The sequence below is a fragment of the Delftia sp. GW456-R20 genome (assembly GCF_001622915.1).
Classification (GTDB): Bacteria; Pseudomonadota; Gammaproteobacteria; order Burkholderiales; family Burkholderiaceae_C; genus Comamonas; species Comamonas acidovorans.
This window is the reverse complement of the sequence record NZ_LWCN01000004.1, coordinates 940,963-962,567: the sequence shown is the minus strand read 5'-3', so window position 1 is coordinate 962,567 and position 21,605 is coordinate 940,963. Positions and strand designations below refer to the sequence as shown.

The window sequence follows — 21,605 nt, the reverse complement described above, 5'->3', positions numbered from 1 at the left end:
GTGTAATGAGGTTGCAACTTTTTTGCAATATTGTGATTTTATAAAAAATTACGAAGGCTATAATAGCTAAGCTGAAACGTTCAACGGCTGGTTTTGACTATTGCCACTAGCTTTGTGACCGTGTAGCTGCGCAGTTCTAAGGCCACTGTACCGGTACCGGCCTCGGCCTTGCTGCGCGCGGCACCGAGACGGCTGTGACGCCGGCGTCGATGTCGTAACGCTGTCCATTGGCCTGGGCATACGGCTCAATTGCTCAGTTATTAGCAGTGACCGCCTTCAAGGCGCCGACATACTGGTTTGCCTTTGCCATGATGAACGCATCATCTGACAAGTGAAGCATTTCGTTCAGGTTAATCGGTTGCACTTCCAGCCCAAGGGGTTCCCCTTGGGCTTCGAGCAGTCCAATGCATAGTTGAGAGAGCGCAAGCATGCGAAGCCAAAGGATCGGGCGCGAATTGGGCGTGAAGCCGACCATCAACGCGGGAACAGGATGTAATTCCTTCCACAAGTCATCGTCCTCGAAGCGCCTCTGAAATTCGTCGAAGCGAACCACGCGCTCTATTCCTGTACCGGCATCTTTGACAATCATGGCCGCAGCCAAATTCGAGAGAACATCGCTGAACACATGCTGTTTCTGACTGGTCCAGTCCTCGTCGGGATGAGCCATGGAAACATCTGCACTGGAAAGACACTGGCCAGCTTGACGCTTGAACTTGAGCAGCGTGCGCATGTCAGGGTCCACCATGAAGTCAGCAAATGCCGACTGGCGCTCGATCAGCTCGGCAATCGCCAGGAGACGTAGCAATCGGTACGCAGTGCTTCGCAGGAAGTGCCCCTGCAACGACATATCGTACGAACCGGATGACTTGAGGCCAATGCGGGCAACGCGGTTGGTCCATTCGGCTGCTGCCACGAGCAGTTGGAACCGCAGTGGGCCGAGTGCTTGGTACAGGCGCTTACGCGCTTCGGACCGATAGGCCCGATCTGCAGCGGCATCCCCCAAGACCAGCTCAACTCTTTCCTTGTACTGCGCCTCAACCTCGGCCCTCGCTGCATTGACTGCCGTTGTCAGCTTCGCGTCGAACTGCTTGAGGTCCTTGGCAAGCCGGTTATTGATGAGCTTCTCTGTCAGCAGCCATGCCACACCAAGGGTGGTGACAGCAGTAATCCCCATCGCAGAAAGTAGGTCCCAGAATCCCATTCACCAAGCCTCCTAAAGCCGCGTTCAAACCTGGCCGCCAATCGGCGTTGCCGATTAGAGCATTTTGTTCGCATTTTCCAGGCGAATCAGCTACGCGGCAGGGCGGTGGGAGCGTTGCGCTTCGGTTGCGACCGACCGCATCCCGCTGGAGAGCTGCCATTGCCGCTGGCGTGACGACCGGCCGCCACGGGGCGACGGTGCCTATTCATGGCACGGCAATAGCGGACTTCTAGAAGTTCTCGGGTCACCGTCGGCTACTTGCCTAAAACCCGTCGCTGGTCCGGCTTGAGCCTTGGAGCTCTGACGACCGCTATGCGGCTGTGGCCGAAAGCTCACCATGAGACGATGAGCAGCAGCAATCGCTGCAAAGCCGACACTTGACGGCTAAGGTCCAACGCCTGCAGCGGGTAGTGGATTCAACCGGCCAACCCAACACATTCGTCAAACCTCAACCGGCTTGAGTCGCTTCACAGCGCCCGCACCGGAATGCAGATGTCGCAGCAGAACTCCCCGGTCTCGGCATCCATGGCGGTGACCGCAGAAAACATCTCAAAGCAAGGCCGGTCGTCGCATTGCATGCCGCTGGATGGCATCCATTCGCGCGTCAGCCACATCCAGGCGTTGGCCAAGCCCTCGGGTTTTCCTTTGAACCTTGCCACGGCGTAGCGGCCGCCCGGCAGGGATTGGGTGTCCACCTGGCCGCTGGCGACGAAATGCGCGGGGACTTCCACGCAGGCGTCATAGCGGCATTTGCTGGCGGGTGTGAGAGAGGGGTCGTCATAGCCTATGCCGTAGCACGTTTGATCGCTGAGGCCATTGGAGTGCATCCACGGCGCAATGGTGCCTCGCCAGAATTGGCCTATGGCTGGCCCATAGGGGCCGATCAAGCGTTGATAGGCGACATGTGCTTTGGGTAGATCAATGATGCTTACGTCCATGGCGATTTCTTCCTTCAGGTGACAAGAGCCCTGAGGTTCGCCGAACGGGCACAGGTCTTCCTGATGGAGATTGCCGAAGACCTGATCAGGATTGCTCTCCTGGCTGCCTGGCGGCTGCCCGATGGCGGCCGCCTGGGTTTTCAGCCGCTCAAGCGTGGTGGAGCGCCAGGCCGATGGCGTGCAGCCAAACTTGAGTTTGAAGGCGCGCGCAAATGCTTCGCCCGATTGGAAACCGGTGGCCAAGGCGGTTTCAAGCACGGTTTCCTTGCTGCCGCAGGACAGCCGGAACGCCGCCTTCTCGAGCCGTCGGCGCTGCGCATAGCTGCCCAGCGTTTCTCCCATCCATGCGGCGAAAATTCGGTGAAAGTGGAAGCGCGAGAAATTGGCGATGTCGGCCAGATGTGCGCCATCCAGGGGCTGATCCAGGTGGGCATCGATGTAGTTGAGCACGCGATTGATCCGTCGCGTGTACTCGGCGCGGGATGCCTGCTCGGAAGGCTTGTTCGTCATGGTCGTTGTTCTGGAAATCACCGTGCATGCGGCGATGGGGCCTGCCTGTCAGCAGGGGGGCGGATGGAGACAACCAGCCGGCGCAGTTCTCGTCAGGCCGGCGCCTTGCCTTTCACCCACAACCCAAACTCCTTCATCACCCCCACCACGGGCTTCAGCCGCTCCCCATCCTGGGTCAATTCGTACTCCACCTTGATCGGTGCCGTGGGGTAGACCGTGCGCTTGACCAGGCCCGCTTCCTCCAGCGCGCGAAGGTCCAGTGTGAGGGAGCGTTGGGAGATGCCGGGCATGTCGCGGCGCAGGTCGTTGAAGCGGCGGGGGCCGTCGATGAGGTAGGAGGCGATGAGCAGCCTCCAGCGGCCGCCCAGCAGGCGCATGGCTTCTTCCACGGAGCAGCCGGAGATGTTGGATTTCATAGCACATTCATCATAGGCAGGCGGCAGGTATATTTTTTTAACCTATGGGCAGTTTTATTGCCTTCTTCCAGATTTATCCCTGGTGCATGACATTGGCCAGGGGCTGTGCCTGAACGCGCAGGCCCCTTGTTCCATCACCAGAGAAATTCCATGAAGCTGTATTACCTGCCGGGCGCCTGTTCGCTGGCGCCGCACATTGTCCTGAACGAGCTGGGGCTTGATTTCCAACTGGTCCGGGTGGACCACAAGACCCACCAGACGGAAGACGGCAGGGATTTCCGTGCGCTCAGTCCGTTCGGCTATGTCCCCCTGCTGGAGTTGGACGACGGCAGCCTGCTGCGGGAAGGGCCCTCCGTCCTGCAGTACCTGGCGGACCTGCGGCCTGCGTCGCTTCTGGCGCCGGCCCAGGGTAGCCTGGAGCGCTATCGGCTGCTGGAGTGGCTGGCCTTCCTGAATTCGGAAATCCACAAGGGCTTCATCCCGCTGCTGTATGCCGTGCTGGCGGGAAAGTACGGCGTGGAGACGGCCAAGCCCAAGCTGGAGCAGCGGTATGCCTGGGTGAACGCGCAACTGGCCGGCAAGCGCTACCTGATGGGCGATGGCTGCACCGTGGCCGATGCCTATCTGTACGCGCTCACGCAGTGGGGGCAGGCGCCGTGGCTGGAGTCGGTCTACAAGACGAGCATTCGCTTCGATGGCCTGGAGCATCTTGCAGTCTGGTACGCGCGGATGCGGGAGCGGCCTGCCGTGCGCCAGTCGCTGCAGGCGGAAGGTCTGCGATAGGGTGGGGCAGGGCACATGGCGGTGCGCTGGAGTGGCTTGGCCGTATCCGCCGCACCGTTGCCCGCCGGTCCATGCCTGCCACCGCGCCCGTTGTGGCCACGCCGCAGACTGATACGCATGCGTTCTGTCTCGATAGAATGCGTTTCATTCTCAATTCCGCCGCTGCAGCTGCCGCCTTGCCCCGGGCGCAGCGCAGAAGAAACCGTGTCTTCCACCGAATCCGCGCTGCAGCAACGCATGGCTGCCCTTTATGCCGACCACCATGGCTGGTTGCGCGGCTGGCTGCGGCGCAGGGTGGGCAATGCGTTTGATGCGGCCGATGTGGCGCATGACACGTTTGTGCGCATCCTGGCGTCGCGCGATGCGTTGCTGGGCATGGCGGAACCGCGCGCCTATCTGACGACCACGGCCAGGCGGCTGCTGGTGGACCGGGCGCGGCGCCAGGCCATGGCGCAGGCCTATCTGGATGAGCTGGCGCTGGTGGCGCAAAGCCTGCCCGGCTATCCGGCGCCCGAAGAAATCCTGATGGCGGTGCAGGCGCTGGAGCAGATTGGCGCTGCGCTGGAGGGGCTGGCCGAGCGCCCGCGCGAGGCGTTTCTGCGCCACTACCTGGACGAGCAGCCGCAGGCCGAGATTGCACAAGGCCTGGGTGTTTCCACGCGCATGGTGCAGAAGTACCTGGTGCAGGCGCTGCTGCACTGCCGCGCCCATTGCCCTGCCGTGGCCGAGCATGTCCGGTAGAGCGGAGCGCATGCCCGGCGCAGGGCCGAATGACGATGCCCTGGCCGAGCAGGCGGCGCAGTGGCTTGTGGCGCTGACGGGCGATGACGAGGCCGAATGCGCCACGGCCCGCGCGGGCTTTGAAGCATGGAAGCGTGCCGACCCGCGCCATGCGGCCGCCGCCCTGGACATGGAGCAGTTTCTGGACCGCCTGCAGGCTGCGCGCAGCGGCCCGGCCGGCAGCCGGCCAGCCCGTGCGGCGCTGGATGCGTCGGGCAGCGCTGGAAGAAAGCAGGATGGGCAGACACGCCGGGCTCGGCGCACGCGGCGTGCCGGTGCGGCCCTGATGCTGGCTGCCGTGCTGGCCTTGCCGGCCTGGGTGGCATTGCAGGCCTGGCCACCGGGCTATCTGATGGCGGACCTGCGCACGGCCACAGGCCAGTGGCAGACCCGGGCGCTGGCGGATGGCACGCGCATCACCCTGGCCAGTGGCAGCGCGGTGAACCTGCGTTATGACGAGCAGCGCCGCACGGTGGAGCTGGTGCAGGGCGAGATTCTGGTCGATGTGGCCCGCGATGCATCGCGCCCCTTTGTGGTGGAGACGGCGCAGGGCAGCCTGCGTGCGCTGGGCACGCGCTTTGTGGTGGACCGGCAGGCCGATGCCACGGTGTTGAGCGTGCTGGAGTCGCGCGTGGCGGCGCAGGCCGCTGCGGGCGGCCAGGACTCCGCCACGGTGGATGCCGGCCAGCGTGTGCGCATCACGGACCACGGCCTGGGGCCCGTGCAGGTCATGGACGCCCGTGGCCTGGCGGATGCCTGGCGCCAGCACCAGCTGGTGGTGAGCGACCAGCCCCTGGCCGAGGTGCTGGATGCGCTGGCCCGCCACCGGCCCGGCCATATCCGCTACGACAGCGCACAGATCCACCACCTGCGCGTGAGCGCCGTGCTGCCGCTTGACGATACGGACCGCGCGCTGCAGCTGCTGATGAGCAGTTTTCCCGAGCTGCGCATTCGCACGTTGACACCGTGGCTGGTGTTGGTGGATGCGCCATGACGCTGCGGCAACGCCCGAACAGTTACCCGGCGCTGGATGCCGTGTAACCTTTCGGGCGGTGCTTGGTCAAGATTGACGAGAAAAGATTTCCTGGGCGCGGGCTTCAGCCGCCAGTTGCACGGAGGCACTTGCATCCGGCGGTACGACGCCGTCCTCACCGGCAGCAAACATGGGCCCACCTACGTCGTCATCGTACGAAGACCCGTCTTCATTGATGGCGCGGTAGTCGTCCCTTGTCAAATCTTTTCCATGGAGCTTGGCGAGGTGGTACCAGGTCCAGCACATGAGTGGATTGTTCGAATGCTGGTCTTCGATGAGTTCCCGCATGGCATCCATGTGCCCACTCTCTGCTGCCTTCGTCAACCAGAAGGTCGCTTCCTCCCGATAACCCATGTTTTCTGCCACTCTTGCGACCAAGATTGGGTGAGCGTGCACCTGCGGCGCCTGAAGCTCGAAGAAGCGGGGATCTTGAGTCTGGCGTGCCATGAGCAGCAAGGCGTCGGGTTGCCGAAGTTCTGCAGCGGTTTCGAGATGAAACTTGGCAAGACTCTGGCGTTCAATGCGTTGCCGATAGATGTCGGACCACTCTTTCTCCACTCCTGTCAATACATGTCCCGATTGCTCTCTTTCGTGCCAGTAGCGACCATCGGCGGAGCTCGATTGCTCAAATCCATCTCCATCTTCGCCACCCATGCACAAAAGTGCCAGAGCCAGGTGTGCACGCCCATCCGAGCGCTCGGCAGCCAAAGCGAGCGCAGAAACAACCTCATCGTCCATCAGATTCACAAAGGCAGTTTCTTGATCCCGTTGGCCGGCATGCCATGCCTCGTCGTCCAGGTACTCGAGTTCAAGTTCTTCATCAAACGAGGTTTCGTTATCTGAACGAGGCTCCTCCGGCACAAGATGCCAGTCATGCAGCTCAGTCTGTCCCTCAAGCAACAGGCTCAGTACCAGATCCAGGGATAGCAGGCAAAGCCCGGCCTGCTCGATTGCCGCTACAACGAGAGGCCCAGCCTGTGCGGCAGCATTCACTGGATACCCAAGTGCAACTGCACGACGAGAGGCGGCCAGCCCATCCAGCTCTTGGCAATTCGCCAGCGGCTGCGGCATTGAACAGGGTATTCCTGTGGCCAGCATCGCGGCCTGGCTGCCATGGCCGAAGGCGGCAGCGATCAGTTCATGGATATGGGAGCGTTTGACATCCAGGCTTGCAGCCGTGCGCAGGCTGGCTTGAATGCTGTGTGCGAGATTCTTCGCGTTCATGTTCAACCTTTCCAGGAGCACATTGCCGGGAAAGCGCACACGTTTAAGGCCCGACAGTGCCCCAGGGGATTAGTCGAAGATGACGTCTATTCGCAAGAAGAGAAAGCCTTTTTTTGCTCGTGTGCAAGCACGGTGGGCACCGCCGCGCATTGTAGTGTTTTTGGATTGTTGGTGTGTGGAAAAGCTGCATCGGCTCTGGATATCCGGATCAGGGCTTTGGATATGCGTGATGGATGCCGGTCACTTTTTTCGTCTTGCGGTTCGCCTTTGCGAAGTTCGTGCGTCAAGCCTTGGAAGACACCAACGAACCAAGGAAGGAATCCTCCGCCATGCCATTGCCTACCCACAGGGGCCGCGCCCGCCGTCTGCCGTTACCGATGCCGATGCCGATGCCGCTGCCGGGGCTGTTCTCCAGGCTTGCCATAGCCGCTGCCGTCGCCACGCTGGCGGCTGCGGGAACGGGCGCTGCATGGGCGCAGGCCCCGGCACAGGCCGTGGTCTATGACGTACCGGCCGGCCCGCTGGCCGATGCGCTGAATCGCTTTGCGCTGCAGGCGGGCGTGGCGATTGCGATCGATGCCAACCAGCTGCGCGGCCTGCGCTCTGCGGGGCTGCAGGGCCGCCACGGGGTGGAGGAGGGCTTCGGGCTTTTGCTGCGCGGCAGCGGCTATGTGCTGGCGAGGACGCCCGGCGGCTATGTGCTGCGGGCCGCACCGCAGCCCGCGCCTGAGGCAGTGTCTCCGGCAGCCAGGGAGATGCCGCGCCTGCCCACGGTGACCGTGAGCGGGGCGGTGGATGCCGAGACGGCCACGGGGCCGGTGCCCGGCTATGTGGCCCGGCGCAGCGCCACGGCCACCAAGACCGATACGCCGCTGGAGGAGACGCCGCAGTCGATCTCGGTGGTGACTTCGGATTTCATCAACGCCAGCGGGGCGCTGCGGCTCAAGGATGCGCTGGCCTATACGCCGGGCATCAATGTGTCGCCCTGGGGTGCGGATTCGCGCTTTGACTGGACCATCATCCGCGGCTTTGATGCGCAGACGCCCGGCTACTACCTGGACGGCCTGCCGCTGCGCAACAACAACGGCTGGGCCGTGTGGCAGACGGAGAACTACGGCACGGAGCGCATCGAGGTGCTGCGCGGCCCATCCTCGGTGCTGTATGGGCAGACGGGGCCGGGCGGCATGGTCAACGTGGTCAGCAAGCGGCCCACGGGCGAGCCGCTGCGTGAGCTGCAGGTGCAGGTGGGTAACCATGGGCGGCGCCAGGTGGGCGGGGATTTTGCGGGGGCGCTGGATGCGCAGGGCACGCTGCAGTACCGCGTGACCGGCATGGTGCGCGATGCCGAGCTGCAGGCCAGCGGCCTGCCCAATGACCGGGTGTACCTGGCGCCTTCGCTGACGTGGAAGCCCTCCACCGATACCTCGCTGACCGTGCTGGCGCACTATCTGCGCATACGCGATGGCAGCTCCTACGGCAGCTTTCCCGAGGTGGGCACGCTGCTGCCCAATCCCAACGGCAAGTTCTCGCCGGGCACCTATGTGGGCGAGCCGGGATTCGACCATTTCAATCAGGACCAGTGGATGCTGGGCTATCTGTTCGAGCACCGCCTGAACGACACCTGGACGCTGCGCCAGAACGCGCGCTACGGCGCCATCAAGGTGGACTACCAGCAGGTCTACAACCAGAGCGATTTCGCCACCGTCAACCCTGCCGATCCGCTGGACCCGGCCAATTTCCGGCGGCTCAACCGCTTTCCGTTCGGCAGCAAGGAGCGGGCGCGGCTGCTGACCATAGACAACCAGGCCCAGGCCAAGCTGCGGCTGGGCGATTGGCAGCACACGTTTCTGGCGGGGCTGGACTACCAGGGCTCGCGCAATGACCAGCGCACCTACAACGCGGGCACGGTGTCGGGCATCGACGGCTATGCGCCGGTGTATACGAACGATGTGGTGCCCGGTGATCCCTGGTTCGACGCCCGCACGCGGCTGACACAGACGGGCATCTACCTGCAGGACCAGATCAAGTGGAACGACTGGGTGGCCACGGTGGGGGGCCGGTACGACAGCGCCTCGGCCACGGTGAGCAGCCATATCGACGGCAGCCGCACGCGCATCAACGACCACAAGTTCACCAGCCGCGCGGGACTGGTCTATCTGCACCCCAGCGGCTGGGCGCCCTATGTGAGCTATTCCGAGTCGTTCTCGCCCACGGTGACCATGGACCCGGAGACCAATACGCCGCTCAAGCCCGAAACCGGGCGCCAGTACGAGGCCGGCGTGCGCTATGTGCCGACAGATGGAAAAGGCCGCTACAGCGCCGCCATCTTCGATCTGCGCCGCAGGAACTACATCACCTACACGCCGGAGTTCCTGCCCCGGCAGACCGGCGAGATTGCGGTGCGCGGGCTGGAGCTGGAGGCCGCGTTCCAACCGCTGAAGAACCTGAACGTGATCGCGGCCTATACCTATACGCCCAAGGCCATCGTCACGGCCAGCAGCACGCCTTCGGAGGTTGGCAAGCAGATGCAGGCGGTGTCGCGCAATCAGCTGTCGGTATGGGCCGACTACCGCTTTGCAATCGGCCTGCGGGTGGGGATTGGAGCGCGCTACATGGGCTCCAACCGCGGCTACCAGGAATCGGCAGCGGCCCCGCTGCCTTCGTACACGGTGGTGGATGCCCTGGTCGCCTACGACCTGCAGCGCTGGAGCCTGGCGCTGAACCTGCGCAACCTGGGCAACAAGGCCTATCTGAGCAACTGCAGCGCAGGCAGCTGCCGCTACGGCGAGCTGCGGCAGGCAGTGGCCACGGCCACCTACCGCTGGTAGGCGGGGGCTGGGGTGACGGTGGACGTGACGGTGGATATGGCGGTGGACGTGACGAATCACGCCAAGGTTTCAAGGCTCACGGCCACGATGACGGGTGCAGGGTCCGTGTTCACGAGGCGCAAGGCCTGGTTTGGCTGCCCGTCTCCGCTTGCGCGCTGAACCGTCACACCCATGGCCTGCACGGTGTCCGCCTCATCCAGCGTCTGGCGCAGCGAGGCGGGTATCGGCGCTGCGGCAGTGAAGTCGAAGCTGGGTTTCAACGCGACGTAGAAAGTTGACACACGGCACGCCATCAGGCCGCCAGGCCCGAAGAATACGCCTGCATCCGGCACCAGGCCGCGACCCAGCGCCACCATCGAGGCGTCGTACCAGCTGCCGGGGTAGATCGGCACTTGGTCCCAGCATTCAGAGGTGATCGTGACCGTCTCCAGCGAAGCTGCGGGTAGCGCAAGGACGCGGCCGGAAGCGTCCAGGGCCTGCAAAGACGCCGGAGCCTGCGGCCCTGCGCCGGATGTGTCGTTGAGATTCAAGCGCAAGGTGCCGGGGTTTGCGATCGTGCCGACAGCCACTGCTGCGCTCCACTCCGACGAACTCTTGGGCAGTGTCCAGATCGGTTTCCACTGGAGGTAGCCGGTCTCGTACACCTTGGTCCATCCCACCGGAGTGGGCGAGTATGCAGGTTCGCCCGCAGGCGTTGCCATCTTCTGCATGGCGCCTGCAAGCATCGACTGATAGGGAAATTTGCAGGCTTCGAGTACCTGTAGAAAGGTCTTGTATCCCTGCGAAAAGCTGCGCCCCGACGCTTGGTACAGCGCGCCATTGGCAGCGGACTGGGGCACCGTATCTGCAAAGAGAAACTGCGCGTCGGCCATGGTGCCGGTCACTGGATCCGGCCAGTTCCACGCGGTCACCGGCATCAGCATCTGCCCCCGCACCAGCGGCGCCGAAATGGATGCCGAGCGCTTGAACACCATGCCGGTTTTCGGCCCGCTCGATACGCTTGGGGCCCTTGGGGGCGGAGGCACCAGATCAGCCAGGCCGCCGAGGAACTGATGGATCACGTTCATGAACGCTGTCTCCGGTTGACGGGGGTGGGCGGGGTGGGCGGGACCCGCCAGTCCCGCCCACCCGCTGGTCTTCAGGTCAGTGGATGCCCGGGAAGTCGACGATCACGCCGATGATTTGCGGGTTCACCGAGGTGCTGCTGCCCTTGAAGGTATTGGCCTGTGCGGTGCTCTTGGTGTACTCGGACTGGTGGCCGCCCGTGCCACCGAAGGTGAAGGGTCCGATGCGCACACCCGCGCTGGCCTCGAAGGCCTGCTTGTTCTGCTGGTAGGTGTTGGCGCTCATCGTGATCTCGAACGAAGGCTTGTAGACGACCAGCAGCTCGGACACCCGTGCCGCGACGATGCCGTTCGGGCCGAACAGGGAGCTCGATCCCGGGCCGCCGTTTGCCACCCAAGGGGCGACGATGGTGTAGCCCTGGCCGTTCGGCCCCTGCTGTGCCTTGGCCAGTTCGCTCATGAAGCCGCCCGGGTACCAGTCGCCCGGATTCACCTTCACGCGGGTGGAGGACTCGCAGCTGATCTTCACTGCCGAGCTCGAGTCCTGGTTGAACAGGTCGGACTTGCTCCAGCCGCCCGATGCGTTGACGCTCCAGAAGAAGTTGCCAGCGCTGGTCGAGCCCTTGGCAAACGAGGACTTGAAGTCGCTGCTCGATTGCGAAGATTTCATCGCGATCGAGAACGCGCCTGCGCTGCCGTTGCTGAGCGATGCGCGCCAGTCCGCGCCGTTCGTGTCGATGTGGAAGTCCGGCTGCCAGCGCAGGATGCCCGAGCCATCCGGCACCTTGGTCCAGCCTGCCGGTGCGTTGTTCGTGGCGGGGTCGCCCGACGGCGTCTGCATCATGTCGATGGCGCGCTGCAGATCGCTGGGCATGCTGGCCCGCTCCAGCTCCATCTTCATCTTGACCGCCTGGTTGTAGGCGTTGGTGGCCGCCTGGATGGTGGCAACGTAGGCAGCAGCCTCCGGCGCGTTGCTGATCCACGTGTTGATGTCAGGGTAGCGGGCCGCGAATATCAAGCCGCCGTTCTGCTTTGCACTCAGGTAGACCTGGTTCATGTCGCTGTTGGCCTTGACGATCGCATTGCTTTTCTGGACGCACAGGTTGGCCAGCGCTGTCTGATCGGCCTGCTGCTCGGGGCTGACCTTGAATGTCACGTGACCGAAGATCTGGCGAACGGCGTCGAAGAGCGTCGCATCGAGGCTGCCGTACTGACCGATCGCAGACCACTGCGGCATGCCGCTGACGACCTGATAGGCCGCCGCGTCCCATTGCCCGGTCGGAGCCGTGCCCCAGCTGAAGTCCTTGGGGGTGCCAAGCAACTGGAAATTCGGGGTGCCGAGATTATCGACAAGGGCGTTGTACAACTGGCTGAACATGGCTTGATCTGACATGGCGTGCAATTCCTGAAATTGAATGAATAGGGAGCGACATGAGGTTTGAAGTCATGAACGCTTTTCTTTGCCAATGAGAATGATTGCCCGGTATTGGGCCTAAGGCATGGGGTGCCCGGGAGAAATCTCAGGTGGTGACCGCGAAGAGTGGTTCATGGCGGGATACTCCTTTGAGTTGCGTGCAGGAATCCGACACGTGGGCGCCGGGAAGATGCCTCGACGGACGCTGACCGTAGAGGCGAAGAGGTGAATGGATATGAGCCTTTGCAGCCTTTCAAGGCTCGCGCGGATATTCCATATCAACCGCGCAAACCTGGAATGCACTCGCGCCTGCTCAAGCCGTCATAAGTATTCGTTGGACTCATCATGCCCAATTGCATCAGGAGGATGGAATACTTCCAATGTCGTATTCGGTGAGCACGGACAGGCGATGCATGCTGGCCTGGATATCAGATGCTGCCGCCATTGCGAGTTGCCGTTGGCGCGAATGTCTGCAATTGGGCGGTGCTTGTCAGGCCCAGTTTGCGCAGAATGTTTTCGCGATGCTTGCGCACGGTCAAGTCGCTGAGGTAAAGCGAACGTGCGATCTCCTTGCTGGTCTGGCCCGCCAGCACGTGCACCATCACCTCCTGCTCGCGGGGAGATAGAGGGAGCGGTGAGCGGGCAGCGCTCAACCAGCCTTGCCGCCTGGCATGCGTGACGAGTTCTACGGCATTGCGCAGGCCCAACCGCGTACACATATTGCTGCGGTGCTTGCGTACCGTGTGTTCGCTGATGCCCAGCGTGTGCGCAATGTCCTTGCAGCCGAGGCCTTTGGCCATCGCTTCGAGTACATCGATTTCGCGCGCGGTGAGCGCAGACGCGATGACTTCATCTGCTATTGGATGCGCAGCATCGAGATGGCATTCGCTATTTACTAAAACTATTTCCGATCTATCCATGGTATGTCTCCCATTTTTTATGTGCCGATGCCATAGGGCTATTCCACGCCGAAGCCTCGGCGAGACTGCTTTGCACAGTGCCGTTTGAAAGATTGAATAACTCGCTAAACCGCCTGTTTACCGCCTGAGTAAACTGACGTCATGCCATTCGTGTGAAAATTGTGCGGTAAAGGATCAGCCGGAAAAAGCCCGAACATTGAACGATTGAAAATCGCGCGAATTCAGCCTGTGGCAGCCTTTTGTATCCAAGGCGGGAGATTAGTAAACCATTATCAAGATGGTGTGGTGCGTTGAGGGAGTATCAAAGTCGTTTGAGAATCTGTTATCGCCATTTCACCGTTGGAATGGACATCTTAGTGGAAATCTTTGGTGAAATCATTACATCTGGCTACAAAAATTCGACACCAAGGTTTTTGCAGCAGATTGTGGGAAAGCCAATGGTCTTCTGTGGATCGCGCTTGCGTGATCAGGATTTTCTGGCATTGCCCAGCCGAGTCCAGGATGCGGGCTGTTGCGCAGGTCTTGAGACATGCGGGTAAGCAATTCCTGCCATGGCGTATCGAGAAGCGGCTGGGTGCCTGCGATGTGCTTCAAGGGAAGCACCTCTTTTGCCAAAAGCGTTCCCGGGTCATGACGAAGGGCGTGAGCACCACGACCGTCGCCAGTCCCAACGACCTGGACATACGCCAGTTCAGGGGGCAGGGCGGGTGCCCTCGTCAGGCCCGCCCTCCAGCACGCGCAGCAGCAGGGACAGCCGCTGGTCCAGCGCGGCCAGTTCGGCAACGGGCATGGGCGCCAGCATGGCGCGCTCGTTGTCCAGGTGCGCTTCCACGGCGCGGTCTATCAGCTCCAGCCCCTGGTCGGTGAGCTGCACCAGCATGCTGCGCGCGTCCTGCGGGTTGGGCAGGCGCTGCACCAGGCCGCGCGTCTCCAGGCTTTTCATGCGGTGGGTCATGGTGCCCGAGGTGACCATGAGCGTGGAAAACAGGGCCGTGGGCGTGAGGCAGAAGGGCGCGCCTGAGCGGCGCAGCGTGGCCAGCACGTCGAATTCCCACATGGTCATGCCGAAGCGGGCAAAGCACTCTTCCAGCCGCTGCTCCAGCAGGGCGGCGCAGCGCTTGATGCGGCCTATGGGGCCCATGGGGCTGGCGTCCAGGTCGGGGCGTTCGCGCGCCCATTGTTCGAGGATGGTGTCTACCCGGTCGGGCAGGCGGGGGAGGGTGGGTTTCGGCATTTGTCTTGATTTTAAGATAAGTCGTGCATAATGGATTTGTCTTGAATTGAAGATAAATGCCATGTCCTCCTCGCCATCCTCTTCTTCCGCACCCTCGGCCAGCCTCGCCATGTCCTGGCGCGACATCCTGCTGACCGCGCTGGCGCCCGCCATCTGGGGCTCCACCTACATCGTCACTTCCGAGCTGCTGCCGCCAGACCGTCCGTTCACGGCTGCGCTGATCCGCGTGCTGCCGGCCGGGTTGCTGCTGGTGCTGTTCACGCGGCGGCTGCCAGCGGGTTCGGGCTGGTGGCGGCTGGCGGTGCTGGGTGCGCTGAACATCGGCGTGTTCCAGGCGCTGTTGTTCGTGGCGGCCTACCGGCTGCCGGGCGGGCTGGCGGCCGTGCTCGGCGCCGTGCAGCCGCTGCTGGTGATGGCGCTGGCATGGGGCGTGGACGGGCGGGTCCCCGCGCGGCTGACGCTGTGGGCCGCCGTGGCGGGCATTGCGGGCATGGCAGTGCTGCTGCTGTCGCCGCAGACGGTGTTCGAGCCTGTGGGCATGGCGGCGGCATTGGCGGGCGCGGTGTGCATGGCGGCCGGCACCTGGCTCACGCGGCGCTGGCGCGTGGACTTGCCGGTGCTGGCGCTGACGGGCTGGCAACTGCTGTTTGGCGGGCTGATGCTGCTGCCGCTGGCCTGGTGGGTGGATGCGCCGCTGCCCGTGCTGTCGCCCACCCAGCTGGGCGCCTATGCCTACCTGTGCCTTGCCGGCGCGCTGCTGGCCTATGTGCTGTGGTTTCGCGGCATCGGGCGCCTGCCTTCGGTGGCCGTGTCTTCGCTGGGCTTGTTGAGCCCCCTCACCGCCGTGGTCCTGGGCTGGGCGCTGCTGTCGCAGTCCATGACGGGCATGTCCTTCCTGGGCCTGCTGGTGGTGCTGGCCAGCGTGCTGGCGGTGCAGTGGTCTGCTTCGCGCGGCGCCTGAGCGTGGGAATGGTTGGCAGGAGGCTGCGGATTATTTATCATACGGTGTATGTTTAATTGGATGGAGAGATCGCCATGGCACCCGCAAAAGCCCTCAGCAATGCATTCGGCAAGGTCTTCATCGCCACTTCGGTCGATGGCTTCATTGCCCGGCCCGATGGTTCGCTGGACTGGCTGCCGGCCGGGGGCGATGGCGGCGAGGACTACGGCTACGCGGCCTTCATGAAGACGGTGGACGGCATCGTCATGGGCCGCTCCACCTATGAAAGCGTGCTCGGCTTCGAGTCCTGGCCGTTCGACAAGCCCGTGGTGGTGATGAGCCGCACGCTGGGCGCGGGCGATGTGCCTGCCCACCTGCGCGGCAAGTTGCGCATCACGTCCGCCCAGCCTGCCCAACTGGTGGCCGAGCTGCGGGCCGAGGGCTGGAGCAGCGCCTATATCGACGGCGGAGCCGTGATCCGCGCCTTCCTGGCGGCGGGTGAGGTGGGCGAGATGACGATCACCCGCGTGCCCGTGCTGATTGGCGCGGGGCGGCCGCTGTTTGGTGATATCGGCTGCGATCTGCGGTTGACGTGCCTGGCCTCCCAGTCCTATCCCAGCGGCATGGTGAGCACGCGCTACCGGGTGGAGGCGGGCGGCCGGGTCATGGTGCGCAACGGTGGCGGCGATGAGTGAGCAGGCTGTACCGGCTGTATCGGCTGCACAGGCTGCACGGCGCGGGCGCCCCTCGGCCGGGCGCTCGCTCAGCCGCGATCAGGTGCTGGACGCCGGGCTGGCCTTGCTGGAGGCCGTGGGCGCGCAGGGCTTTGGCCTGCGGCCGCTGGCGCGGCAGCTGGGCATTACGCCCATGTCGGTAATCCACCATGTGGGTGACCAGCAGGAATTGATGCGCAGCTTGGTGGAGCGCGTGCATGGCCTGCCGCTGGCCGAACCTTCGTCTGGGCTTGCGCCGGCGCAGCGCGTACAGGCGCTGCTGGCGGGCTACATGGAGCGCGTGCGCCGCCATCCGGCGCTGACGGTGTGCATTCTGGGCGACCCGGCCCTGTTCACCGATTCGCTGGCCGCCTTCACGCAGCGGCTGCGCGGCGAGGTGCAGCAGTGCGAGCCCGGCGAAAACGAGGGCGATGCCGCCGTGCTGCTGGACCTGCTGATCGACTACACGCATGGCCATGCGCTGGCGCTGGCCCTGTCGGGCGAGGGCGCGCAGGCCTTGCATGGCCGGTTCGAGCAGGGGCTGGCGCGGCTGCTGCGCTAGGCGCCGGCCTCCACGCGCAGTCCAGCCTGCTGCCAGCCGGTGAAGCCTGCCTCGAAGCGCCGCGCCTCCCGGCCGCTGGCGCGCAGCGCCGTGACGGCATTGGCCGAGAGCACGCAGTACTGGCCACCGCAATAGGCCACGATGTCCTTGTCGGGCGGCAGCGCGCCCAGCTCGCCTTCCAGCGCTTCCAGGGGAATGTTGACGGCCCCGGGCAGGTGGCCCTGGGCGAATTCCGCTGGAGGACGCACGTCCAGCACGATGGTGTCGTCCATCTGCATGCGCTGCAGCAGCTCGTCCAGCGCAACGGCTTCCAGACGGTCACGCTGGCGCAGGCTGTCGGAGACCACGGCGCGGATCTCGGCGTGGCGGAATTGCAGATAGTCGTGCAGCGCATCGATGATGCCGGTGATGGGCCCGTCGCCCAGCCGGTACAGCACATGCTTGCCCTCGCGCCGTGTGAGCACCATGCCCGCGCGCTTGAGGTGCTGCAGGTGCTGGGAGGTGTTGGCCACGGACAGCCCGCACAGCTCGGCCAGGCGCTCCACGGGCTGCTCGCCTTCGGCCGCATGGCTCAGCAAGGTGAGGCGGTGGGCATGGCCCAGAGTGCGTGCCAGGTCGGCCAGGTCGGGGAAGGCCTCGATCGGTACAGGGCTGCTTGACGGATTCATGGGGGATAGCCTAGCATCGCGCAAACATTCAATCAATTAATTGAATGTATTGTTCATTGTGCATGCGGTGGCATCCAAGGAGGCCGCTGCAAACCTGCAAGAGAGTGAAGAGACATGCTGGATGTGCCGGAATTCCTGCTGCGCGCCGTGCTGACGGGCGCAGGCGCGACCTTGGTGATGGATGTGTGGGCGCTGCTGCTGCAGCGTCTGTGGGGCGTGCCTTCGCTGGACTACGCCATGGTGGGCCGCTGGCTGGGCCATCTGCCGCGCGGCCGGCTGGTGCATGCCGGCATCGGCCGGTCCGCGCCGGTGGCGGGTGAGAAGGCCCTGGGCTGGGTGGCGCACTATGCGATCGGCATCGCCTTTGCGGCGGCCCTGCTGGCCCTGGCGGGTGAGGGCTGGGCCCGGGCGCCCACGCTGTGGCCGGCCCTGGCCTGGGGCGTGTTCACCGTGGCCGCACCCTTTCTGGCGCTGCAGCCGTGCATGGGGGCGGGGCTGTTTGCCTGCAAGACACCCAAGCCCGCCGTGGCGCGGCTGCGCAGCCTGATGGCGCACACGGTGTTCGGCCTGGGCCTGTTCATCGCGGCCTGGGCCGTCTCGCAACTGAGGGGCTGAGCGGATGCGCTGACCCGGTTCAGGCAAACAGCCTGTGCGCCATGAATTCGAGAAAGGCCCTGACCTTGGGCGAGAGGTCGCGGCCCGGGGGCCAGACCATCCAGACCGTGCCCTGGGCGTTGGCGGTGAACGGGTCGAGCACGGTCTGCAGCAGGCCCTGCTCCAGCTGGCGGGCCACGGTGAAGTCCGGCAGGCAGGCAATGCCCTGGCCGCGCAGCGCCAGGAAGATGCGCATCTCCACGCTGTTGCAGACCACGCTGGAGGGCAGCGCGGGCGGGGCAGTGTCGTCGTCATTTCCCAAGGGCCAGCGCTCCAGCCGGCCGGTGGCCGGATAGCGGTAGTGCAGGCATTGGTGGCGGACCAGGTCGGCAGGTTGCACCGGCCTGCCATGGCGCTGGAAATAAGCGGGCGAGCCCACCAGCACGCGCCGGAAGCCGCCCAGCCGCCGGTGCTTGAGGCCCGAGTCCTGCAACGGCGCGGCGCGTATGGCCACGTCAAAGCCGTCGCCGATCACATCGACCAGATGGTCCGAGAAATTCAGGTCCAGCTCGACCTCGGGGTACTCCAGCAGAAAGTCCGAGAGCGCCTGCTCGAACAAACCGCAGTGGCGGGGCAGGCTGACCTTGAGCCGGCCCTGGGGTCGCTCGCCCGCATGGCGCAGTTCCTGCTGCGCGGCCTCGACCTCGCAGAGGATGCGTCGGCACCGCTCCAGAAAGCGTTCGCCCTCGGCCGTCAGTGCCAGCGTGCGCGTGCTGCGGTTGAACAGGCGCACGCCCAGGCGCTCCTCCAGCCGCGCCACGGCCTTGCCCACGGCCGAGGGCGACAGCCCCAGCTCGCGCGCCACGGCAGAGAAGCCCAGCCGCTCGGCCACGCGCACAAAGAGGCCGATGCTGCCCAGGCTGTCTATTTCCATGTGCTGTGTGAAGAGGTGTGTGAAGAAGATGATTTGAGACTCTAGTGTCTCAAGTGTTCAGAAATGAAGATGGATTATCTCAGATGAAGACAGGCCTACGCTGGCGGTCGTTTCTTGAAATGGCGCACAAACCATGTCTTCCCTCTCTCGCGGCAACCCCCTCAAATGGCTGCAACTGCTGGCCGTCTGCCTGACGGGGCTGCTGATTCCCCTGAGCTTCACGGGCCCGGCCGTGGCCCTGCCTTCCATCCATGCCGACCTGGGCGGCACGCCCTCCCAGCTGGGCTGGATCATGAATGCCTACATCCTGAGCTACGGCAGCGCCATGATGGTGGCCGGCAGCCTGACCGACATCCATGGCCGGCGCCGCCTGTGGCTGCTGGGGCTGGCCTGGTTCGGCCTGCTGAGCTTTGGCGTGGGCCTGGCAACCGATCTGCGCTGGGCCGATGGGCTGCGCCTGCTGCAGGGGCTGGGCGGTGCGGTGGCCTTTGCGGCGGCCATGTCCTCGCTGGCGCCGCTGTTCGAGGGCGCAGCGCGCATGCGGGCCTTCAGCCTGCTGGGCACGACCTTTGGCCTGGGCCTGGCCTTCGGCCCCTGGGTGTCGGGCCTGATGGTGGACAGCCTGGGCTGGCGCTGGGTGTTCCATGGGACGGGGCTGGTGGCGCTGCTGGGCCTGCCCATGGTGATGGCCAGCGCGCGGCGCGATGAAGCCGTGTCTGCCGACCGGCCCGACTGGCTGGGCGCAGTCCTGTTCACCCTGGCCCTGGGCGGCTTCACCTACGGCGTGCTGATGGTGCCCGAGCGCGGCTGGCTCCATGCCGAGGTGCTGGGGCCGCTGGCGCTGTCCGCCGTGCTGTTCGTGGTCTTCGTGGCGGTGCAGCGGCGCGTGGCCCGTCCGTTGCTGGATCTGTCGCTGTTTTCGCAGCCGCGCTTTCTGGGCGTGCAGCTGCTGGCGGCGTCACCGGCGTTTCTGTTCATCTCTCTGGTGGTCATGCTGCCCGGGCGCTTCATCGGCGTGGAGGGCCTCAGCCCGCTGGCGGCGGGCCGCATGATGGGCTGGCTGGCGGCGCCCTTGCTGGTGGTGCCGCTGCTGGCGGCCCTGCTGGTGGGCCTGTTGGCGCGCTGGATCAGCCCGGGCCGGCTGTCGGCGGCCGGTCTGCTGCTGGCCGCGGCGGGCCTGTGGTGGCTGGCGGCTGCCTTCGGGCAGGGCGCCGGTCCGGCGTTGGCGCTGCCCTTGCTGCTGATAGGCACCGGCATTGGCCTGCCCTGGGGCCTGATGGACGGGCTGGCCGTGAGCACCGTGGCGCCAGACCGCGTGGGCATGGCCACGGGTATCTTCAACACCGTGCGCATCTCGGCGGACGGCGTGGCCCTGGCCGTGGCGGGCGCCGTGCTGTCGGTGCTGGTCGAGGGGCAGCTTGGCGGGCTGTCGCCCGATGCGGGCCTGCGGCGCGAGATGGCCGGGCAACTGGCCCAGGCCGATCTGGCGCGCGCCGCCCAGGCGCTGCCGGGGCAGGGCGGCTTGCTTGCGCAGGTGTACGGCGCGGCCTTCCACGATCTGTTGCTGCTGCTGGCGGGGCTGGCGGTGGTCACGGCGCTGGCCGTTCTGTGGCTGCTGGAGCGCAAGGGCCGGGCCGTGTCTTCCCCGGAGCAACTGGCCCCGCAGGCCGGGCGCAGGCTCAGCTAGCAGGCTGCAACTGCACGCCCAGGCGCGAGAACAGGATCTGCCGGCCATCGCCCTGCAGGCGCTGTATCACCATGCCGCCATCGCGGTGCAGGTAGATGCGCAGGGCGCTGCCGTTGCCGGGATCGTGGTCCAGGTAGCAGGGGTCTTTGTCCAGGTCCTTCCAGCCGTGAAAGTCTTCCAGCCGGCGTGTACTGATGCGGCGCAGCTCGGTCTCGGGGGCCGCGAAATAGGTGTGGGTCTGAAGCCACAGCGTGCGCAGCTGCTCGAAGGACTGTTCGCGCGAGGAACAGGCGGGCGCAGCCTCCAGCAGGGACAGCAGCATGTCCAGAAGCTGATCGAATGAATACTGCATGCCGCGCCCCTTTCAGCGATCGACGGTGCGCACTGCGCAACCTCGATCAGGGTAACCGGATATTGCGCGAATGTGAACAAAGCATGACCGTGGTGGTTTGTCGCTATTGCCAGCCTGCGCCGACAGTGATTGGCGCGGGTGTTGCATGCAGGGCACCGGCCTGGATGGCCGGACAATGGCCGGCACATCCTGCGTGATGCCGACCTTTTTTGTTCCCGCCACCTGTTTCCCCACTTCTGCTGCCCATGGAACGCTTCACCATCTCCATCGACGACGACCTGGCCCGTGATTTCGACGCATGGATCGCCGCGCGCGGCTACGACAACCGCTCCGAGGCCATCCGCGACGTGCTGCGCGCCCACCTGGCCCAGGTGCGCGAGCGCGAGGACGCCGACGGCCTGTGCGTGGCCAACCTGTCCTATGTCTACAACCACCACGAGCGCGACCTGTCCGAGCGCCTGGCCAGCCTGCAGCATGACCACCACGAACTGCACATGGCCACCACCCACGTGCACCTGGACCATGAGCAGTGCATAGAGACGGTGATGCTGCGCGGCCCGGCCAGCGCCGTGCGGCGATTTGCCGACACCATCACGGCCGAGCGCGGCGTGCACCATGGCCAGCTCAACGTGGTGATGGCGCGCCGGGGGGAGCCTGGCGGGCATGGGCACGCGCAACCCGATCCCCATTCCCATCCGCATCCACATCCCCATTCACACGCCCACGGCGACTGATTGAAGCCAGGGCGGGCGCCTTGCCCAGCCTCCGTCACGCAGGTCGGTATGAAGTTTGCTTTTTTCTTCATACAAC

The 21,605-nt window shown here is 64.6% G+C and carries 22 protein-coding genes; 10 read left to right on the top strand and 12 right to left on the bottom strand.

Going from position 1 to position 21,605, the window contains the following annotated elements; all coding sequences use genetic code 11:
- Positions 1 to 253 precede the first annotated feature (253 nt).
- The 3 genes from A4F85_RS09750 to A4F85_RS09740 form a co-directional block, all read right to left on the bottom strand.
- The gene (locus A4F85_RS09750) at positions 254 to 1,201 is read right to left on the bottom strand and encodes a hypothetical protein (RefSeq protein ID WP_156516996.1); all 948 of its coding nucleotides are present in this window, start codon (positions 1,199 to 1,201) and stop codon (positions 254 to 256) included.
- 467 nt (positions 1,202 to 1,668) lie between these two features.
- A complete protein-coding gene (locus A4F85_RS09745; protein ID WP_063326463.1) occupies positions 1,669 to 2,649 on the bottom strand; it encodes an AraC family transcriptional regulator in 981 nt (326 codons plus the stop codon).
- Between the two features lie 92 nt (positions 2,650 to 2,741).
- Positions 2,742 to 3,065, bottom strand: coding sequence for a winged helix-turn-helix transcriptional regulator (locus A4F85_RS09740; RefSeq protein ID WP_013802924.1), 324 nt, complete (start codon positions 3,063 to 3,065; stop codon positions 2,742 to 2,744).
- 150 nt (positions 3,066 to 3,215) lie between these two features.
- On the opposite strand from A4F85_RS09740, the gene gstA reads away from it, so the two are divergent.
- The 3 genes from gstA (at position 3,216) to A4F85_RS09725 (ending at position 5,622) form a co-directional block, all read left to right on the top strand.
- The gene (gene gstA / locus A4F85_RS09735) at positions 3,216 to 3,848 is read left to right on the top strand and encodes a glutathione transferase GstA (RefSeq protein ID WP_063326462.1); all 633 of its coding nucleotides are present in this window, start codon (positions 3,216 to 3,218) and stop codon (positions 3,846 to 3,848) included.
- Between the two features lie 204 nt (positions 3,849 to 4,052).
- Positions 4,053 to 4,589 carry a sigma-70 family RNA polymerase sigma factor gene (locus A4F85_RS09730; RefSeq protein WP_043824270.1) on the top strand — a complete coding sequence of 179 codons (537 nt, stop codon included), beginning with the start codon at positions 4,053 to 4,055 and terminating at the stop codon, positions 4,587 to 4,589.
- A complete protein-coding gene (locus tag A4F85_RS09725) occupies positions 4,579 to 5,622 on the top strand; it encodes a FecR family protein (RefSeq protein ID WP_231890516.1) in 1,044 nt (347 codons plus the stop codon). The genes A4F85_RS09730 and A4F85_RS09725 overlap by 11 nt, the downstream gene beginning before the upstream one ends.
- A gap of 66 nt (positions 5,623 to 5,688) precedes the next feature.
- On the opposite strand, the gene A4F85_RS30515 is transcribed toward A4F85_RS09725, so the two are convergent.
- On the bottom strand, positions 5,689 to 6,885 hold the full coding sequence (locus tag A4F85_RS30515) for a hypothetical protein (RefSeq protein WP_156516995.1): 1,197 nt from the start codon (positions 6,883 to 6,885) through the stop codon (positions 5,689 to 5,691).
- A 377-nt stretch (positions 6,886 to 7,262) separates the two neighbouring features.
- Between A4F85_RS30515 and A4F85_RS09710 the strand changes: the two genes are divergently transcribed.
- Positions 7,263 to 9,713 carry a TonB-dependent siderophore receptor gene (locus tag A4F85_RS09710; RefSeq protein ID WP_063326458.1) on the top strand — a complete coding sequence of 817 codons (2,451 nt, stop codon included), beginning with the start codon at positions 7,263 to 7,265 and terminating at the stop codon, positions 9,711 to 9,713.
- Between the two features lie 56 nt (positions 9,714 to 9,769).
- Here A4F85_RS09710 and A4F85_RS09705 read toward each other — a convergent pair whose 3' ends face one another.
- From A4F85_RS09705 to A4F85_RS09690, 5 genes are all read right to left on the bottom strand, one after another.
- On the bottom strand, positions 9,770 to 10,780 hold the full coding sequence (locus A4F85_RS09705) for a hypothetical protein (protein ID WP_063326457.1): 1,011 nt from the start codon (positions 10,778 to 10,780) through the stop codon (positions 9,770 to 9,772).
- A 76-nt stretch (positions 10,781 to 10,856) separates the two neighbouring features.
- A complete protein-coding gene (locus A4F85_RS09700; RefSeq protein ID WP_063326456.1) occupies positions 10,857 to 12,170 on the bottom strand; it encodes a hypothetical protein in 1,314 nt (437 codons plus the stop codon).
- A gap of 449 nt (positions 12,171 to 12,619) precedes the next feature.
- Positions 12,620 to 13,111 carry a response regulator transcription factor gene (locus A4F85_RS09695; RefSeq protein ID WP_063326455.1) on the bottom strand — a complete coding sequence of 164 codons (492 nt, stop codon included), beginning with the start codon at positions 13,109 to 13,111 and terminating at the stop codon, positions 12,620 to 12,622.
- Positions 13,112 to 13,489: 378 nt separating this feature from the next.
- The gene (locus tag A4F85_RS30510; protein ID WP_156516994.1) at positions 13,490 to 13,705 is read right to left on the bottom strand and encodes a hypothetical protein; all 216 of its coding nucleotides are present in this window, start codon (positions 13,703 to 13,705) and stop codon (positions 13,490 to 13,492) included.
- Positions 13,706 to 13,802: 97 nt separating this feature from the next.
- Positions 13,803 to 14,345: a MarR family winged helix-turn-helix transcriptional regulator gene (locus tag A4F85_RS09690; protein ID WP_063326454.1), complete on the bottom strand. Its 543-nt coding sequence runs from the start codon at positions 14,343 to 14,345 to the stop codon at positions 13,803 to 13,805.
- A 109-nt stretch (positions 14,346 to 14,454) separates the two neighbouring features.
- Here A4F85_RS09690 and A4F85_RS09685 point away from each other — a divergent pair, with 109 nt between their 5' ends.
- From A4F85_RS09685 to A4F85_RS09675, 3 genes are all read left to right on the top strand, one after another.
- Positions 14,455 to 15,306, top strand: coding sequence for an EamA family transporter (locus tag A4F85_RS09685; protein WP_063326453.1), 852 nt, complete (start codon positions 14,455 to 14,457; stop codon positions 15,304 to 15,306).
- A 74-nt stretch (positions 15,307 to 15,380) separates the two neighbouring features.
- Entirely contained in the window at positions 15,381 to 15,980 is a 600-nt protein-coding gene (locus tag A4F85_RS09680) for a dihydrofolate reductase family protein (protein WP_063327940.1), read from the top strand.
- Positions 15,973 to 16,560: a TetR/AcrR family transcriptional regulator gene (locus tag A4F85_RS09675; protein WP_063326452.1), complete on the top strand. Its 588-nt coding sequence runs from the start codon at positions 15,973 to 15,975 to the stop codon at positions 16,558 to 16,560. The genes A4F85_RS09680 and A4F85_RS09675 overlap by 8 nt, the downstream gene beginning before the upstream one ends.
- On the opposite strand, the gene A4F85_RS09670 is transcribed toward A4F85_RS09675, so the two are convergent.
- Entirely contained in the window at positions 16,557 to 17,228 is a 672-nt protein-coding gene (locus A4F85_RS09670; protein ID WP_063326451.1) for an ArsR/SmtB family transcription factor, read from the bottom strand. The two genes, A4F85_RS09675 and A4F85_RS09670, sit on opposite strands and share 4 nt — an antisense overlap.
- Positions 17,229 to 17,342: 114 nt before the next feature.
- Here A4F85_RS09670 and A4F85_RS09665 point away from each other — a divergent pair, with 114 nt between their 5' ends.
- On the top strand, positions 17,343 to 17,843 hold the full coding sequence (locus A4F85_RS09665) for a DUF2938 domain-containing protein (protein ID WP_063326450.1): 501 nt from the start codon (positions 17,343 to 17,345) through the stop codon (positions 17,841 to 17,843).
- 19 nt (positions 17,844 to 17,862) lie between these two features.
- Here the strand turns inward: A4F85_RS09665 and A4F85_RS09660 are convergent, their stop codons facing one another.
- The gene (locus A4F85_RS09660; protein WP_063327939.1) at positions 17,863 to 18,750 is read right to left on the bottom strand and encodes a LysR family transcriptional regulator; all 888 of its coding nucleotides are present in this window, start codon (positions 18,748 to 18,750) and stop codon (positions 17,863 to 17,865) included.
- A 139-nt stretch (positions 18,751 to 18,889) separates the two neighbouring features.
- On the opposite strand from A4F85_RS09660, the gene A4F85_RS09655 reads away from it, so the two are divergent.
- Positions 18,890 to 20,443 (top strand): MFS transporter, encoded by a 1,554-nt coding sequence (locus A4F85_RS09655; protein ID WP_063326449.1) that lies wholly within the window; start codon positions 18,890 to 18,892, stop codon positions 20,441 to 20,443.
- Here the strand turns inward: A4F85_RS09655 and A4F85_RS09650 are convergent.
- Positions 20,436 to 20,795 carry a hypothetical protein gene (locus A4F85_RS09650; protein WP_063326448.1) on the bottom strand — a complete coding sequence of 120 codons (360 nt, stop codon included), beginning with the start codon at positions 20,793 to 20,795 and terminating at the stop codon, positions 20,436 to 20,438. The genes A4F85_RS09655 and A4F85_RS09650 overlap by 8 nt on opposite strands.
- Positions 20,796 to 21,040: 245 nt before the next feature.
- Between A4F85_RS09650 and nikR the strand changes: the two genes are divergently transcribed.
- Positions 21,041 to 21,529, top strand: a complete 489-nt coding sequence (gene nikR, locus A4F85_RS09645; protein ID WP_063326447.1) for a nickel-responsive transcriptional regulator NikR — start codon at positions 21,041 to 21,043, stop codon at positions 21,527 to 21,529.
- The last annotated feature ends 76 nt before the right edge of the window (positions 21,530 to 21,605 follow it).